14 protein-coding genes are annotated in these 15,501 nt (G+C 70.0%); 4 read left to right on the top strand and 10 right to left on the bottom strand.

Translation table 11 applies throughout. The annotated features are described in order from the left end of the window. Positions 1-112: 112 nt before the first annotated feature. The 4 genes from qcrB to ctaE form a co-directional block, all read right to left on the bottom strand. Positions 113-1,696 (bottom strand): cytochrome bc1 complex cytochrome b subunit, encoded by a 1,584-nt coding sequence (qcrB, locus tag WA640_RS09080; RefSeq protein ID WP_335987336.1) that lies wholly within the window; start codon positions 1,694-1,696, stop codon positions 113-115. Next, entirely contained in the window at positions 1,693-2,817 is a 1,125-nt protein-coding gene (gene qcrA, locus WA640_RS09075) for a cytochrome bc1 complex Rieske iron-sulfur subunit (RefSeq protein WP_442904722.1), read from the bottom strand. The genes qcrB and qcrA overlap by 4 nt, the downstream gene beginning before the upstream one ends. Further along, positions 2,811-3,620 carry a cytochrome bc1 complex diheme cytochrome c subunit gene (qcrC, locus tag WA640_RS09070; RefSeq protein WP_335987334.1) on the bottom strand — a complete coding sequence of 270 codons (810 nt, stop codon included), beginning with the start codon at positions 3,618-3,620 and terminating at the stop codon, positions 2,811-2,813. The genes qcrA and qcrC overlap by 7 nt, the downstream gene beginning before the upstream one ends. A 188-nt stretch (positions 3,621-3,808) precedes the next feature. Further along, the gene (gene ctaE, locus WA640_RS09065; RefSeq protein ID WP_360054683.1) at positions 3,809-4,423 is read right to left on the bottom strand and encodes an aa3-type cytochrome oxidase subunit III; all 615 of its coding nucleotides are present in this window, start codon (positions 4,421-4,423) and stop codon (positions 3,809-3,811) included. A gap of 263 nt (positions 4,424-4,686) precedes the next feature. On the opposite strand from ctaE, the gene WA640_RS09060 reads away from it, so the two are divergent. Both WA640_RS09060 and trpD read left to right on the top strand, forming a co-directional pair. Further along, complete coding sequence (locus WA640_RS09060; protein WP_342761223.1) at positions 4,687-5,046, top strand: hypothetical protein; 360 nt, start codon at positions 4,687-4,689, stop codon at positions 5,044-5,046. A gap of 23 nt (positions 5,047-5,069) precedes the next feature. Further along, on the top strand, positions 5,070-6,131 hold the full coding sequence (gene trpD, locus WA640_RS09055) for an anthranilate phosphoribosyltransferase (protein WP_335987330.1): 1,062 nt from the start codon (positions 5,070-5,072) through the stop codon (positions 6,129-6,131). A 47-nt stretch (positions 6,132-6,178) separates the two neighbouring features. On the opposite strand, the gene WA640_RS09050 is transcribed toward trpD, so the two are convergent. From WA640_RS09050 to WA640_RS09040, 3 genes are all read right to left on the bottom strand, one after another. Beyond that, positions 6,179-6,958 (bottom strand): zinc ribbon domain-containing protein, encoded by a 780-nt coding sequence (locus tag WA640_RS09050; RefSeq protein ID WP_335987329.1) that lies wholly within the window; start codon positions 6,956-6,958, stop codon positions 6,179-6,181. A 1-nt stretch (position 6,959) separates the two neighbouring features. Beyond that, positions 6,960-7,784: a Nif3-like dinuclear metal center hexameric protein gene (locus WA640_RS09045; RefSeq protein ID WP_335987328.1), complete on the bottom strand. Its 825-nt coding sequence runs from the start codon at positions 7,782-7,784 to the stop codon at positions 6,960-6,962. Positions 7,785-7,914: 130 nt separating this feature from the next. Continuing rightward, positions 7,915-9,153, bottom strand: a complete 1,239-nt coding sequence (locus tag WA640_RS09040) for a helix-turn-helix domain-containing protein (protein ID WP_106364462.1) — start codon at positions 9,151-9,153, stop codon at positions 7,915-7,917. Positions 9,154-9,581: 428 nt separating this feature from the next. Between WA640_RS09040 and WA640_RS09035 the strand changes: the two genes are divergently transcribed. Continuing rightward, positions 9,582-9,827: a hypothetical protein gene (locus WA640_RS09035; protein ID WP_335987326.1), complete on the top strand. Its 246-nt coding sequence runs from the start codon at positions 9,582-9,584 to the stop codon at positions 9,825-9,827. Here the strand turns inward: WA640_RS09035 and WA640_RS09030 are convergent. Further along, positions 9,824-10,618 (bottom strand): metallophosphoesterase, encoded by a 795-nt coding sequence (locus WA640_RS09030; protein ID WP_335987325.1) that lies wholly within the window; start codon positions 10,616-10,618, stop codon positions 9,824-9,826. The two genes, WA640_RS09035 and WA640_RS09030, sit on opposite strands and share 4 nt — an antisense overlap. Positions 10,619-10,753: 135 nt before the next feature. Here WA640_RS09030 and WA640_RS09025 point away from each other — a divergent pair, with 135 nt between their 5' ends. Beyond that, the gene (locus WA640_RS09025) at positions 10,754-12,796 is read left to right on the top strand and encodes a M3 family metallopeptidase (RefSeq protein ID WP_335987324.1); all 2,043 of its coding nucleotides are present in this window, start codon (positions 10,754-10,756) and stop codon (positions 12,794-12,796) included. Positions 12,797-12,860: 64 nt separating this feature from the next. On the opposite strand, the gene WA640_RS09020 is transcribed toward WA640_RS09025, so the two are convergent. Further along, positions 12,861-14,483 (bottom strand): stealth family protein, encoded by a 1,623-nt coding sequence (locus WA640_RS09020; RefSeq protein ID WP_335987323.1) that lies wholly within the window; start codon positions 14,481-14,483, stop codon positions 12,861-12,863. Between the two features lie 303 nt (positions 14,484-14,786). Then, positions 14,787-15,425, bottom strand: a complete 639-nt coding sequence (locus WA640_RS09015) for a hypothetical protein (RefSeq protein ID WP_335987321.1) — start codon at positions 15,423-15,425, stop codon at positions 14,787-14,789. Positions 15,426-15,501 lie beyond the last annotated feature (76 nt).

Genomic DNA, 15,501 nt, shown 5'->3' with positions numbered 1-15,501 from the left:
CACCCCCGCGCCACACTCGAAACGGGGGGCGCTCCGCATCGAGCCTTCCTCGCCTTCCCGCGCAAGCGAAACGGGCCCCGCCTTCCGGCGGGGCCCGTTCCCTTTGGCTTGCTTAATGCTTGCCCGACTCGATCTCCTCATGCGACGAGGCGCCGTTCTCCGACGGCTCCTCGATCGACTTGAAGAAGCCCTTGTCCTGCGGCGGCAGGGCGCCGACGCGGTTCATCTTCTTCGGGACGACCCAGCCGTTGTACTCCAGCTCGGTGTGGCCGTGCTCGTCCGGCTCGGCGAGCGGCTGGTGCACCTCGTAGAAGCGGCCGTTCGGGTCGCGCATGAGGATGCCCGTCTCCAGGCCGTGCGCGAGCACCTCGCGGTCGTGCTGCTGGAGGCCCAGGCAGATCCGGTACGTCACGTAGTACGTGATGATCGGCAGGACGACGATCCCGATGCGGCCCGCCCACGTCATCGCGTTCAGGCTGATGTGGAACTTCTCGGCGAACACGTCGTTGCCGCCGGAGATGACGCCGATGATCCAGAAGACCACGACCATCATGCCGAGGCTGGTGCGGCCCGGGTTGTCGCGCGGGCGCTGGAGCAGGTTGTGGTGCCCGCGGTCCTTGGTGAACCGCCGCTCCAGCGCCGGGTACACCAGCGGGAGCAGCACCGACAGGCCCATGCCCGCGATGGCCGGCCAGAACACCGCCGGCAGCGTGAAGTACGGCGGGATGCGCAGCTCCCACGCCGGGAACAGGCGGATGAGGCCGTCCAGGTACATGACGTAGAAGTCCGGCTGCGAGGCCGAGGACACGACCGAGACCTCGTACGGCCCGAACAGCCAGATCGGGTTGATCTGGAACAGGCCCGCCATCGCGGCGAGCACGCCCCAGATGAAGAGCATGAACCCGACCTGCTTCATCACGTAGTTCGGGAACATGCGGAAGCCGACCACGTTGTGCTCGGTGCGCCCCGGTCCGGGCCACTGCGTGTGCTTCTGGATGAACACGAGCGCGACGTGCACCGTGATGAGCGCCAGCAGCAGCAGCGGGAAGATGAAGACGTGGATGATGTAGAGCATCGGGATGACCGTGGTGCCCGGGAACTGGCCGCCGAACAGGGCCGCCGAGGCCCAGGGGCCGATGAACGGCACCGAGGCGGTCATGCCCTCCATGATGCGCAGGCCGGTGCCCGACAGGCCGTCGTCCGGCAGCGAGTAGCCGAAGAAGCCCTCGAAGAAGCCCAGCCAGAACATGACGATGCCGATCATCCAGTTCGTCTCGCGCGGCGCGCGGAACGCGCCGGTGAAGAAGATCCGGAGCATGTGCACGAGGATCGACGCCATGAACAGCAGCGCCGCCCAGTGGTGCATCTGCCGCATGAACAGGCCGCCGCGCACCTCGAACGAGAGGTGCAGCGTGGACTCGTAGGCCCGCGACATGTCGACGCCCTGGAGCGGCACGTACGCGCCGTCGTAGGTCACCTCGACCATCGACGGGTCGAAGAACAGCGCGAGGAACGTGCCCGAGAGCAGCAGCAGGATGAACGAGAACAGCGCGATCTCGCCCAGGAGGAAGGACCAGTGGTCCGGGAAGACCTTGTTGAACAGGACCCGGGCCGGTCCGGCGAGCTTGAAGCGGTCGTCGAGCTCGCCGCCCGCCTTCGTCAGCAGGCTGTCGCTGGAGCCGTTGCGGCGTTTCACTTCTCATCCTCCTCGGGGAGGGACGGGCGGTTCCAGAACGCCGGCCCCGGGGGCACCAGGAAGTCCGAGGTCGCGACGAAGAAGCCCTCGTCGTCGACCGTGATCGGCAGCATCGGCAGGTGCCGGGTCGCCGGGCCGAACACGGGCGCGGCGTTGTCGATCACGTTGAACTGCGACTGGTGGCACGGGCACAGGAGCCGCTGGCTCTGCTGCTCGTACAGCGAGGCCGGGCAGCCGACGTGGGTGCAGATCTTCGAGTAGGCCACGAAGTTGCCCCAGATCGCGTCCACGTCCTGGTACATCGGGTACAGGTTGCCGCGCAGGGTCGCCGCGTCGGTCTCCCGCAGGTGGATGAGCAGCGTCGGCGCGGTCGGGAACTGGTTCGTCGCGCCGTGGTCGATCGCCGGGTAGACGGTGATCTGCCCGCCCGCGGAGACCATGTCGGGCCGCACGAGCGCCCCGTCCTTCATCATCAGGCGGATCGGGTTGCCGTCGTTGTACCGGTCGGCGTTCCAGCCGGTGACGGTGTACATGTCGCCCGGGTCCTTGATGAGGGCGCCCAGGGGGGCGACCGCGGCGAGGCCGAGCGGCGCGGCGGCCAGCAGGGCCGTCTTCACCAGGAAGGGACGGCGGCGCAGGCCCATGTCCTCGACGATGGTGTCCACCGTGGACTCGGCGATCTTCCGGTCGTCCGCGGAGGAGCCGCCGTCGTGGCGGTCCTGCACCAGCTCTTCGACCGGGAGCAGCTTCTTCGCCCAGGTGAGCACGCCGACCGCGAAGAACAGCAGCGAGAACCCGAGCGTGAAGCCCAGGACCGGCGTGTACCAGGTCTGCGGGTCCTGCCAGGTCGCGGCGCCCTCGTACTCCCAGGGCCACCAGATGTACGCCACCACGAAGAGCGTCGCGAACAGACCCGAGAGCAGGAAGAGGCCGCTGACGATGCGCTCCATGCGCTTCTCGGTCTTCGTGCCCGGCTTCGGGAAGCGCGGCTCGTAGTGGATGATCTCGATGTCGTCGCGGCGCAGGCCCTCCTTGTAGACCTCGAAGCGCGTCAGCTTCGGGTCCGAGAGGTCGACGGGCTCGACCTCGTCACGGGCGCTGTCGTTGTGGGCACTCACGATTTACCTGCAATCCAGAGCGTGGTCAGCAGGAGCGCAGTCATGCCGACCAGGAAGATGGCCAGACCTTCGGTCGAGGGGCCGTACCGTCCGAGGGAGAAGACGCCGCCCGGGTCCTTGTCGCCGTTGACGACGTACTGGACGTAGGCGATGATGTCGGCCTTCTGCTCGGGGGTGAGCTCGTTGTCGGCGAACACCGGCATGTTCTGCGGGCCGGTGAGCATGGCCTGGTAGATCTCCTCGTCGGAGACGCCCGTCAGCGCGGGCGCGTGCGCGCCCGAGGACAGGGCGCCGCCGCCGCCGGCGTAGCCGTGGCAGGAGGAGCAGTTCACCCGGTAGAGCTCGCCGCCCTCGGCGACGTCGGAGTTCTCGACGAGCGCTTCGAGGTCGTCGGGCACCGCGGAGCCGCCGCCGAGGTACTCGATGTAGGCGCCGAGCCACTCGGCCTCCTCCTCGGTGAACACGGGGTAGTCCGAGTCGGGGGCCTGGGCGCCCTGGGCGGCCATCGGCATGCGGCCGGTGTTCACCTGGAACTCGACGGCCGCCGAGCCGACGCCGATGAGGCTGGGGCCGCGGCCCTCGATGCCCTCGCCGTCGTCGCCGTGGCAGGAGATGCAGCTCGTGTCGTAGAGCTCCTGGCCCTTGACGACCTCCGAGTCGATCGCGTTGTCCTCGGCCTCCTGCGCGTACAGGCTCGGCGAGAACACCGAGTAGATCCCTCCGACGATGACCAGTGCGCCGGTGAACCTGGCCAGCGCGCCGAGGCGCTTGCGCCAGCCTCGGCGGCGTTTCGCTGATGCAGCCACGGTTGTTGCCTCACCTTTATCTAGCTCGGACCGGGCGGGGCGCCTGTCGGGGCTTCCACGTCCGGCCGGCGACCGCCTCCGGGGGGCGGCCGTCGCGTTTCTCGGTTGTGGCCTCGGCCCGGGGGCCGAGGCCTATTGCCTTGGGCCGCAGGCGCGTCCGGGTGGGAGGCGCGGGCGGCCGGTCAGTCTCAGTACTGGGCCATCGGAAGGAAGTAGATCACGGCGAACAGCGCGATCCAGACCACGTCGACGAAGTGCCAGTAGTAGGACACCACGATGGACGCGGTGGCCTGGGCGGGGGTGAAGCGGCCCATCGTCGTGCGGATGAGGTAGACGATGAAGGCGATCAGGCCGCCGGTGACGTGCAGGCCGTGGAACCCGGTGGTCAGGTAGAACATGGTCCAGTAGCCGTCGGCGGAGATGGAGTGCCCCTCGCCGACGAGGTTGCGGTACTCGTTGACCTGGCCGAGCACGAAGACCAGCCCCATGATGAAGGTGATCGCGAACCACAGGCGCAGCTTGTACACGTCCCCGCGCTCGGCGGCGAAGACCCCGAGCTGGCAGGTGACGGAGGAGGCCACGAGGATCACGGTGAACACGAGCGCGTACGGGATCTCAAGGTGCTCGTAGCCCGCCTCGTACATCGAGGGGGCGGCGGCCTGGATGGAGAAGTACATCGCGAACAGGCCCGCAAAGAACATGAGTTCGCTGCTCAACCACACGATGGTGCCGACACTGACGACATTGGGCCGGGTCAGTGAGTGGATTCGGCTGGGGTCGATAGTTGCTTCGGCGGCAGTCACGCGCACATTATTACGGTCCGGCGGCTTCAAGCTGCGCATGGGGTGTGTTTTTCGCGCGTGTCGCGCGGAGTAGGCTTCCGGCCTCTTCCCATCGTGTTCCCAGGTCATTCACGGTTCGCCTACTGTAGGCACTTCGGGCGGGGGAAGTGGCCGCGCCGGTCTTCCCATTTCAGTGTGGCCCGTTTAATATGCGAAGCGTGAGCACCTCAACGGCTGAGTACGCAGTCCTCCTTTACAGTCATCGACCCGCGGTCATCGAGCAGATGCGGTCGGCCATCGGCGAAGCGCCGGCCGAGGGCGTCCGGATCGAGTACGCGGTCGCCGGAGAGTACGACGAGGCGGTGGCCCTCATCGACAAGTACGAGATCGACCTCGTGCTCCTCGACGGGGAGGCGCAGCCCGCGGGCGGCCTCGGGATCGCGCGGCAGCTGCGCGACGAGTTCGACGAGCCGCCGACGCTGGCGGTGGTGGTCGCGCGGGACGCGGACCGCTGGCTGGCGGCGTGGTCGCGGGCCGATGCGGTGCTGAAGCACCCGCTTAACCCCGTGACAACCGGGCAGACGGTAGTAGACTTGCTGGTCAACCGGGCCGCTGGCTCGGCGCCGGCGCAGCGCGCCGCCTGATTTTTCCTTCCCCGGGAGCGCACATGTCTGATCCGACCTGGCCCGATGTCCTCGCACGCCTGTCGTCCGGCGACCATCTCGACGAGGCGAGCGCCGACTGGGCGATGGCGGAGATCATGGCCGGGAACGCCGATCCGGCGCAGCTGGCGGCGTTCGCGGTGCTGCTGCGCTCAAAGGGTGAGACGCCCGAGGAGATCGGCGCGATCGCGGGCCGGATGCTCGCCGAGACCACCCGGCTGGACCTGACGGACCTGGGCGTCGCGGTCGACATCGTCGGCACCGGCGGCGACGGCTCGAACTCGGTGAACATCTCGACGATGGCGGCGATCGTGGTCGCGGCGACGGGCGTGCCGGTCATCAAGCACGGCAACCGGTCCGCGTCGTCGAGCGTGGGCTCAGCGGACCTGCTGGAGGCCCTGGGCGTCGACCTGGAGGCCACCGCGGAGCGCGTCGAGGCTTCGGTGCGCGAGGTGGGCATCGGCTTCGCGTTCGCGCGGACCTTCCACCCCGGGATGCGGCACGCGGGCCCGATCCGGGCCGCGCTGGGCATCCCGACGGTGTTCAACCTGCTGGGGCCGCTGACGAACCCGGGCCAGCCGCAGGCGGGCCTGATCGGCTGCGCGGACCCGGTGAAGGCGCCGCTGATGGCGCAGGTGTTCGCGGCCCGCGGGGCCTCGGTGTTCGTGGTCCGCGGCGACGACGGCCTGGACGAGATCTCGACGTCGGCGACGACGTCGGAGTGGATCGCCTCGGGCGGCCGGGTGTCGCAGGGCTCGATCGACGTGAACGAGATCGGGCTGGCGAACGCGGGCCCGGAGGCGCTGCGCGGCGGCGACATCGGGTTCAACACGGACGTGGCGCGGCGGGTGTTCGCGGGCGAGTCCGGTCCGGTCCGGGACGCGGTCCTCATCAACGCGGCGGCGGCGCTGGCCTCGCGCCAGGGGCTCATCGACGCGGTGGACCTGCACGACGTGAAGATCCGGCGGGGCCTGCTGGCGGCGAACCTGGAGATCGCGGCGACGGCCCTCGACGAGGGCAAGGCCGTGGACCTGGTGGAGCGCTGGGCCGAGTTCAGCAAGCAGTGAGTCGGAAGCCGAAGGGGCCGTGCGCGATCGCGTACGGCCCCTTCGCGCTACTCGTACTTCTTCAGCTCGTCCTCGGACGCGAGCGGGGCGGGCCCGGACTTGGGGAGCTCGGTGCGGATGAGGACGCAGCCGCACTCCTCGCAGCGGAGGACCTCGTCGATGGGGGCGGACTTGATGGGGATCATGTCGGCCGGGGACTTCTCGATGCGGCAGGACCCGCAGCGGCGGCCGACGAGCTCGGCGGCGGCGATGGGCTGCTTGGCATGGATGCGCTCGTAGAGCTCGACGAGGCGGTCGGGGATGTTGATGGCGAGGGCTTCGCGGGTGGAGGTCGCGTCGGCGGTCTCGGTCTCGATCTCCCCGAGGCGGCGGCCGCGTTCGGCTTCGGCGTCGGCGAGGACGGTCTTCGCCTCGTCGAGCTGGCGGCGGGTCTCGGCGAGCTCGGCGTCGAGGGCCTCGCGGCGCTCCATGAGTTCGAGCTCGTCGTCTTCGAGCGTGCTCTGGCGGCGGGCGAGGGACTCCAGTTCGCTCTGGAGCCCTTCGAGCTCCTTCGCGGAGGCCCCGGCGCCCATGCGGTCGCGGTCGGTGGAGGCGCGGTTCTTGACGAGGTCCACTTCGCGTTCGACGCGGTCGATGTCGCGGTCGAGGTCGGCGATGTCGCCGGTGAGGTTGGCGGCCTTGTCCCCCAGCGCCCGCAGGCGCTGCGAGGCGGTGGCGAACGCGGGGTCGGCGTCGAGGTTCCTGCGGCGCTGCGCGAGCTGGGCGAGGGTGGTGTCCACCGCCTGGAGTTCGAGCAGGCGGCGCTGATCGAAGAGGTCGGCTTTCACTTCAGTTCACCCCGGGTTTCTGGTGGATGGTCCACGGATCGGTGTCGAGGTCGGAGACGCGGACGTCCTCGACCAGACGGGACAGTCGTTCGGCAACAGTATCGAGCCAGGGCCGCTCGGTCGCCCAGTGGGCGGCGTCGATGAGGGCCGGGCCGCTTCCGGACACGTGCTCGCTCACCGGGTGGTGGCGGAGGTCGGCGGTGAGGTACGCGTTGGCGCCCGCGGCCGCGGCGTCCGCGAGGAACGCGTCCCCGGCGCCGCCGCAGACGGCGACGGTGCTGATGTGGCGGTCGGGGTCGCCCGCGGCGCGCACGCCCCACGCGGTCGGCGGGAGGGCCGCGGCGGCGCGCTCGGTGAGCTGCGCGAGCGTGAGGGTCTCGGGGAGGCGGCCGATGCGGCCGTGGCCGCGCCCGGTGCCGTGGTGCTCGGGGCCGTCGAGGGGGCGCAGCGGCCGCAAGTCGACGAGGCCGAGCCGGTCGGCGAGCGCGTCGGAGACGCCGGGGCTGGCGACGTCGGCGTTCGTGTGGGCGGTGTAGAGGCCCATGCCGGACTCGATGAGGGTGTGGACGAGGTCGCCCTTGTAGCCCGCGGCGGGGTCGAGGGAGGAGACGCCGCGCAGCAGCAGCGGGTGGTGGGCGACGATGAGGTCGCAGTCGGCCTCGATCGCCTCGATGACCGTGGCGGGCACGACGTCGACGACGCAGAGGATCCGGCGCACGGAGTTCCCGCCGCGGCCCAGCACCAGGCCCACCCGGTCCCAGTCCTCGGCCCAGCGGCGCGGGTACAGGTCGTCGAGTGCCGCGGTGATCTCGCTGAGCGTGCGCATCCCGTGAGTCTATTGACGTTCCGCGCCGTGCGGGGAGGGGTGTGCCCGGAGCCTGAGCAGCGGCGGCTCCGGGCGCACTCGCGCACCGTGCGCGCGGGGACGGTCCGGCGAATCCGGTACCGGCCCTGGTCTAGGCGAGGGCGCCCACCTCCTCGGCGAGGCGCCGCACGTCCTGGGCGGGCTCGCCCTTGGTGCGGTGGAGGATCTGGTCGATGAGGTCCACCGCGAGCGGGCGGCAGCGGATCTCCGCGGGCGCGTTGCGGTCGGCGGTCACGAGGTGCCGCCCGGCCTGCTCGATGTCGCCGACCTGCACGCAGGCCCGGGCCATGTCCAGGTAGTGGTGCGCGCGCCGCTCGGCCACGAGGTCGCCGAGCGCCGCGGGCGGGATGGCCTCGTGGACGGCGAGCGCGTCGCCGCCCTCGCCGAGCTCCACGAACGCGGCCGCGCGGTGCAGCATGACGTTCGTGGGCCCGAACGAGGTGTAGTAGTAGTTCGCGTCGCGGCCGAGGATGTTCGCGGCCCGCGAGGCGCTGTCGAGCAGGTCGTCGCTGGTCGTGGCGTCCCCGGCCAGCGCGGCGGCCATGGCGCCCTGGAGGAGCAGCGCCCCGTAGACGCTGATCGCCGCGGGGCTGGAGGACTCGCCTCCGGCCTCGGAGATGAGGCCGTGCGCGACCTGCACGTTCAGGTCGAGCGCGGCCTGGTAGCGGCCGAGGGATCTGAGCGCGTTGGCGACCCGCGTGGTCGCGATGCCGGCGAGGAGCGGGTCGTTGCCGCGGTTGGCGGCGGAGATGGCGCGGTCGGCGGCGAGCCAGGCGAGCTGGGCCTCCCCGAGCTTGCGCAGGACCGTGGACGCGATCTGGTAGACCTGCGTCATGAGTTCGGCGGCGTCGGCGCTGGTGCCGCCGATGGGCCGGTCCTCGGCGAGGGGCGTGTCGCGCAGGAGCTGGATGAGCGACCTGGCGACGACCGGGTAGTGGCCCTTCTCGAACGCGAGCCAGCAGTAGTTCACGGCCCCTTTGAGTTCGGGGATGGGCGTCGGGTCGATCGGGGCGGCTTCGAGGAAGCGGCCGAGGCGCTCGTAGCGTTCGAGCGACTGGCGGATGGACTCGACCTCCACCTGGTCGAGGCAGCCGCCGAGGCCCGGGCGGCGCCGGGGCTCGCGGCCGAGCAGCTGAGCGGCGTCGACGCTCAGCGATTCGGCGAGCTCGGTGATGACCGAGTACTTGTCGAGGCGGCGGACGCCGCGCTCGATCTTGTCGACCCAGCTCTTGGACTTGCCGATGCGGTCGGCGAAGACCTGCTGGGACATGCCGCGGCGCTGGCGCCAGTAGGCGACGCGCCGCCCCATAGGTTGCGTTTCGGACTCCATGTCAGACCCCACCGTCTATATAGGAGTTACACGTTGCTTCGGGACTTCAGGGGATCGGGTCTCGCAGTTGCGTGCGGTATTCGGTTGTGCGTTCCTTGCGGCCTCGCCGGAAAGCCGGGCCGGGGCGCGGTGCGGCGGTCGTCAGCAGTGCTTGGTTGTCTTGACCCGCACGAGGTTCGGTTCCGCCGGCGCGGCACCGGACGCGCCGCACGAGGCGCCCCGACACTATGTGTTTACCGTCTTTTCGGTTTCGGCACAACGGCCGCGAACTGCCAATGTGACGCTCAGGTGGAGCGTGCTTACAGTCTTGCCCGGCGGGTCCGGTCCACTGTCGCCTATCAGGGGATTTGCCGGGTTTCGGTCGCTCGAACTCGTGAAACCTGCACATGCAGCGTGTCGATTCAAGGCCCTTCCTCGTTGTGTCGGATATGGGACACAACCGAGTCGTCGAGCGCCGCGAACATCGGCGCGCCTTCCGCAGGGCCTTCCTGACCGCGATGATCGCCACGGCCGCCGCGGCCGGGCTGGGCTACGCGATCGCCTTCTCCCCGCTCGCCGGGTGGGCGGCGCTCGGCGTCGCCGCGGCCGGGGCGGTGAGCCTGTGGCTGGAGTCGCGCGCGGGCCGCGCGGCCACGCCGCCGCCGTTCTACTTCTGGGGCGGGGACGGGAGCTAGTTGAGGCGGACCACCAGGCACTTGCCGCCCTGGTACACGCCGCCGTCCACGTTGAGCGCGAGCCCGTCGCAGTAGCGGCGGGCCTGGGTCACCTGGGACGGTTCGAGCTCGGTCGTGTCGGGGATCGTCGAGTGCCCGTGGACGAGCTCCTCCCCGCCGAACGAGCGGAGCATCGAGCGCACCCGCGAGGGGCCCTCCTCGCCCATGAACTCGTGGCGGCGCGTCAGCTCCCGGAACAGCTGCCACCACTCCTCGGGCTCGTCGGAGGCGAGGATCTTGCGCACGGCGGCGTTCACCGCCTCCTCGCTGCGGCCGTACCCGAGGTACGACTCGGTGTCGGAGTGGACCAGGAGCGACTTGTCCACGACGTGGAGGACCCGGCGGGTCTCCAGCCACCTCACCTCGTCCTCGGTGAGCTCGGCGAGGTCGTCCTCGAAGCCGCCGTTGAGGACCCACCAGTGCAGGAACTGCCGGTCCATGCCGTCGACGTCGGTGAACGCGACGTCCCCGAAGCGCCGGGACCCGAGCACGAGCACCTCGTGGTTGCCCACGAGCGTGTCCACGTGGCCGCCCTCGGCGGCGGCCTGCCCGGCGAGCCTGCGGAGCAGCCGCACCACGGCCACGCCCTCCTCGCCGCGGTCGAAGAGGTCCCCGAGGATCCACAGCCGGGCGTCGCCGCCGGTCCACTTCGCGTCCCCGTCGACGAGTCCCCGTCCCCGCAGCGCCTCCGTCAGCGCGTCGTAGTGGCCGTGGACGTCGCTGGCCACGAACAGCGGACTCGATTCAGACATGGGACCGATATTAATCCCGGGCGGTGGCGTTCGGTGAGGTTGTCGACTGCTGTTCGATTCCACTTGCCGCGCGGCTGGTACGGGCAATAGGATTCGGCCCACCGCCATTGGAGATGAACGCAGCGAGGAGCCAGCGTGACCGACGAGAACCCGTTCCTGACCCCCTCAGAACTCCCCTACAAGCTCCCGCCGTTCGCGGACATCCGCAACGAGCACTACGCCCCCGCGTTCGAGGCCGGCATGGCCGAGCAGCTCGCCGCCGTCGAGGCCATTGCGAACGATCCCGCCGAGCCGACGTTCGACAACACGATCGTGGCCCTGGAGCGCTCCGGCCTGGGCACGCTCAAGCGGGTCTCCCTGGTGTTCTTCAACAAGTACTCCTCGGACACCGACGACGAGCTGAACGCCATCGAGGCCGACCTCAGCCCCAAGCTCGCCGCCCACGGCGACAAGATCCTCCTCAACGGCGACCTGTACGCGCGCATCGACGCCCTCTGGGCCAAGCGCGACGAGTTGGGACTCGACGAGCAGGACCTGCGCCTGCTGGAGCGGTACCGCACCGATTTCGTGCGCGGCGGCGCCGCCCTCGACCAGGACGGCAAGGACCGCCTCGCCGCGATCAACACCGAGCTGGCCGAGCTGGCGTCCAAGTTCAACCAGGTGATCCTCACCGACATCAACGACGCGGCCGTCCACGTCACCGACGCCGCCGAGCTCGACGGCCTCGGCGAGGACCAGATCGGCGCGGCCGCGGCGGCCGCGAAGGACCGCGGCCTCGACGGGTACCTCATCACCCAGTCGAACTTCTCGCGCCACCCGCTCCTGGAGGACCTGAAGAACCGGGACCTGCGCGAGCGCCTCTACAAGGCCACCATCGGCCGCGGCCGCGACAACGCCGCCACCCTCCTGCGGATGATCCGCCTCCGCGCCGAGAAGGCGCGGCTGCTCGGCTTCGAGCACTTCGCCGCGTACATCGCCGCGGACGGCACCGCCGGGAACGCCGGGATCATCGCCGAGCGCCTCGCCGGGCTCGCCGAGGCCTCGGTGCGCAACGCCCGCCGCGAGGCCGCCGAGCTCCAGGAGGTCATCGACGCCCAGGACGGCGGCTTCGAGCTGGCCGCATGGGACTGGTCGTTCTACTCCAAGCAGGTCCGCCAGGCCAAGTACGGCTTCGACGCCGAGGCGTTCAAGCCGTACCTGGAGCTCGACCGGGTCCTCGTCGACGGCGTGTTCTACGCCGCCGAGAAGGAGTTCGGCCTGACGTTCCGGCTCCGCGAGGACCTCCAGGGGTACCACCCCGAGGCCCGCGTGTGGGAGGTCCTCGACAGCGGCGAGCCCCTGGGGCTGTTCGTGGGCGACTTCTTCACCCGCGACTCCAAGAAGGGCGGCGCGTGGATGAACGCGCTCGTCGTCCAGTCCGACCTCACCGGCGACAAGCCCGTGGTCGTGAACAACCTGAACATCGTCAAGCCCTCCGAGGGGCAGCCCGCGCTCATCTCCGTGGACAACGTGACCACGCTGTTCCACGAGTTCGGGCACGCGCTCCACGGCCTCCTGTCGGCCTGCCGCTACCCGAAGACCGCGATGACCTCGACCCCGCGCGACTTCGTCGAGTACCCCTCGCAGGTCAACGAGATGTGGGAGGACTGGCCCGAGATCGTCGCGAACTACGCGCGCCACCACGAGACCGGCGAGCAGGCACCCGCCGAGCTCATCGAGCAGTGGAAGGCCGCCGCCAAGTTCGGCGAGGGCTTCGCCTCCACCGAGTACCTCGGCGCGGCGCTCCTCGACCAGGCGTGGCACCGCCTCGCCCCCGACGAGGTCCCCGACGGCGGCGACGACCCGTACGCGGCCGTCGAGGCCTTCGAGCGCAAGGCCCTCGAAGACGCCGGGATCTACCTGCCCGAGATCGCCCCGCGCTACCGCTCGGGCTACTTCGCGCACATCTCCATCGGCTACGCCGCCGGGTACTACTCGTACATCTGGTCCGAGATCCTCGACGCCGACACCGTCGAGTGGTTCAAGGAGAACGGCGGCCTCACCCGCGCCAACGGCGACCACTTCCGCGAGACGCTCCTGTCGAAGGGCGGCTCCATCGACCCGATGGAGTCCTTCCGGCGCTTCCGCGGCCGCGACGCCGAGATCGACCCGCTCCTGGAGCGGCGCGGCCTGAAGTAAGGCCCTAAGGGGCCCGGATCGTGCATCCTATATCCTATAGGATGCACGATCCGGGCCCTTTCGCTTACAGCGCCAGCGCCTTCTCCCAAGGCGAGGCCACCGGGAAGTACGCCTCCAGGAAGCGCCGCATCATCGCCGAGCGCTCCTCGGCGAGCTCCTCCGGGAGCCCGGCGTCGTTGATGCAGAACGTCTCCCGGTCGCGCCGCTCCAGCAGCAGCTCCAGGCGCTCGGCCACATCCGGCATCCCCAGCTCCACGTAGGCGTCCTGGGCGTGGCCGGAGACGGCGCGGCCCGAGAGGTACGCGTAGTAGTGCTGGAGGGTCACCGCGGAGACGTCGGTGACGTTGCGGAAGGGGCTCGCGGCCGTCCGCGCCATCTCCTCGTCGAACTCCTTCTCCATCTCGGCGAGGACGCTGCGCTGCAACGGGTACGGCACGTGCTTCATCATCCGCGACATCGTGCGCCCGAAGGCCCGGTCGATGAGCGCACGGTCGTTCTTGAACGCGGCGTTCGGGGGCGTGTCGGCGCGCGAGACCGGGTCCATGTCGATGAAGGTCTGCGCGGGGAAGAACCTCGCGAGCCCGTTGGGCTCGAAGAACAGCTGCGGTCCGACGGGGCGCCCGATGAACATGTCGTCGTTGAAGTACAGGAAGTGCTCGCTGAGTCCCTCGATGCGGTGGAGCTGCGTCTCGATGGAGTGGGAGTTGAAGGTGGGCAGGGCGTCCGGGTCGTCGAACAGGTCGGCGTGGTCGACGACGGTGAGCCCGGGGGCGTCGGCGTCGAGCCAGTGCGGGCGCTGCCGGTCGGTCACGAGGTAGACGTGGCGGACCCACGGCGCGTTCAGGTGCAGGGAGCGCAGCGAGAACCGCAGCTCCTCGCGGTCGATGTAGCGGGCGTCGTTCGCCGACTCCGCGTGGTACGGCGACTGGTCGGCGTCGGCGCGGCGGCGCAGCCAGGCGTGGTCGGCGCCGTCGACCCAGGTGTAGACGACGTCGACGGGGAAGCCGACGTGGTCGGGTCCGGGGCGCGCGAACTCGGTGCGCGTGGGCAGGTTCGGGAGGTCCTGCCGCGCGCCGCCCGCGAGGGTCGTGAAGAGGCGCCCGGGAGCCGACACCCGGGCGCCGCCCTGACGGACGAGGGGACTGATGCGGTTGTGCCTGGGCGCCAAGAGGTGCCCGTCGCCGGTCTCGGTCCAGAACTCGACGTCGCAGCCGTAGTCGGGACCGAAGACGAGGTCCCGCCCGGAATCGGTCCACAGCCAGGAGGCGCGGACCAGCGGCACGTCGCCCATGTCGGCGCGGCGGGCCCATTCGGGGCGGGTGAGGCCGAGCTCGGACTCGCGGAACGCGGGCTCGGGCACGGAGAGGCGACCGCCGGTGGACTCGCAGAGCATGGCGAGGGCGGTGCAGACGCGCTGGCGGTCGGCGGCGGCGACGCCGAGGACGGGCCGGGTGAGGCTGAAGCCGGGCACGGCGAAGAAGTCGACGCCCGCGGCGGTGAGGATCGCGGTGACGATCTCCAGGTTGCGGCGCCACACCTCCAGGGGGGTGGGGGCGCCGAGGGCGTACGCGGGGCGGATCTCCCCTGAGTGGAGGATGTGCCCGGAGTCGAGGTCGGTGAAGAAGCCGTAGGGCTCGGTGACCTCGGTGCGGGCGGCGGCCGGAGGATCGAGGGGCTTGGGCTCCACCAGTTCTTCGGCCGGTCGGACGAACTCTGTCGCTCGGGTTGCGATACGACGGTCATCGGCTGCGAACAATCGACACCTCCTGACACTTGCGGCTTTCGCCGATCCGGGGTCTACCGGGACTGCTGCCGGCGCAGGCGGAGGCAGGTCTTCGTCGACCACGCCTGAACGCCACGTGGCCGGTCTCTGACACGTGTCTCAACAGTAGGCCACAGGGCAGTGACAAAATGGTTGCAGATTCGCGTCCCAGGCGTCAACCACAACGGGCGCCGCCCGGAGGCGACGCCCGTTGGAGAAATGAGATGCCTACGCGCCCAAGGGAATCCGCGCCACGTGCTCCCACGTGTAGGTCGATGCGTCCTCGCTTTGGATGACTCGGACGAGGTCTACCCCGGTGACTGTGATTTCCGTCCGACCCGGCCGGACGTCGCGCAGCTTGTTCTGGATCGCGCCGCGGGAGGTGTCGACCCCGACCGCGTCGGAGCGGTAGGACAGCGAGACGTGCCCCGGCCCGCCGCACGGGCGGCCGACGTCGCCTTCGACGATCTCGTTGATCGCCTCGACGCAGTTCGCGACCAGGTCGTCGAAGCCCGTGCCCGGGAACGTGTCGAGCAGGACCCCGCCGGTCGCGGCCAGCGCGGGCCCGACGGTGAGCTTGAACGCGGGGACCTCGGCGGCCTTCTCGCGCAGGCGCTCGACGAGCTTGCGGCGCACGTCGTCGCCGAGCCCGGCGGCGTCGCACTCGACGGACGCGATGGTGGCGTGGAGCCATTCGTGGGCGACGGGCTTGTCCGCGGCGAGGTCGATGACCGGCCGGTAGGACTCCGCGACGGCTTTGACCTCGTCGAGGTCGGTGAGGTAGACGTGGAGCTTGGTCCATCCGTCGGGCCAGCGCTGCCCCGAGCTGGGCGGCTTGGTACCGGATGTGGGAGCAGATGTGTTCACTGCTGCATCAATGCCTTAGGCGAGTCGGAAGGCCCCGGACGGGGCCGGTTCTATGCAATTCCACCGCTCGGTACTG

Origin of the sequence: Glycomyces sp. MUSA5-2 (assembly GCF_037034145.1) — a bacterium.
In the GTDB taxonomy this organism is placed as follows: Bacteria; Actinomycetota; Actinomycetes; order Mycobacteriales; family Micromonosporaceae; genus Glycomyces; species Glycomyces artemisiae.
This window is presented reverse-complemented; position numbering and strand designations above follow the sequence as displayed.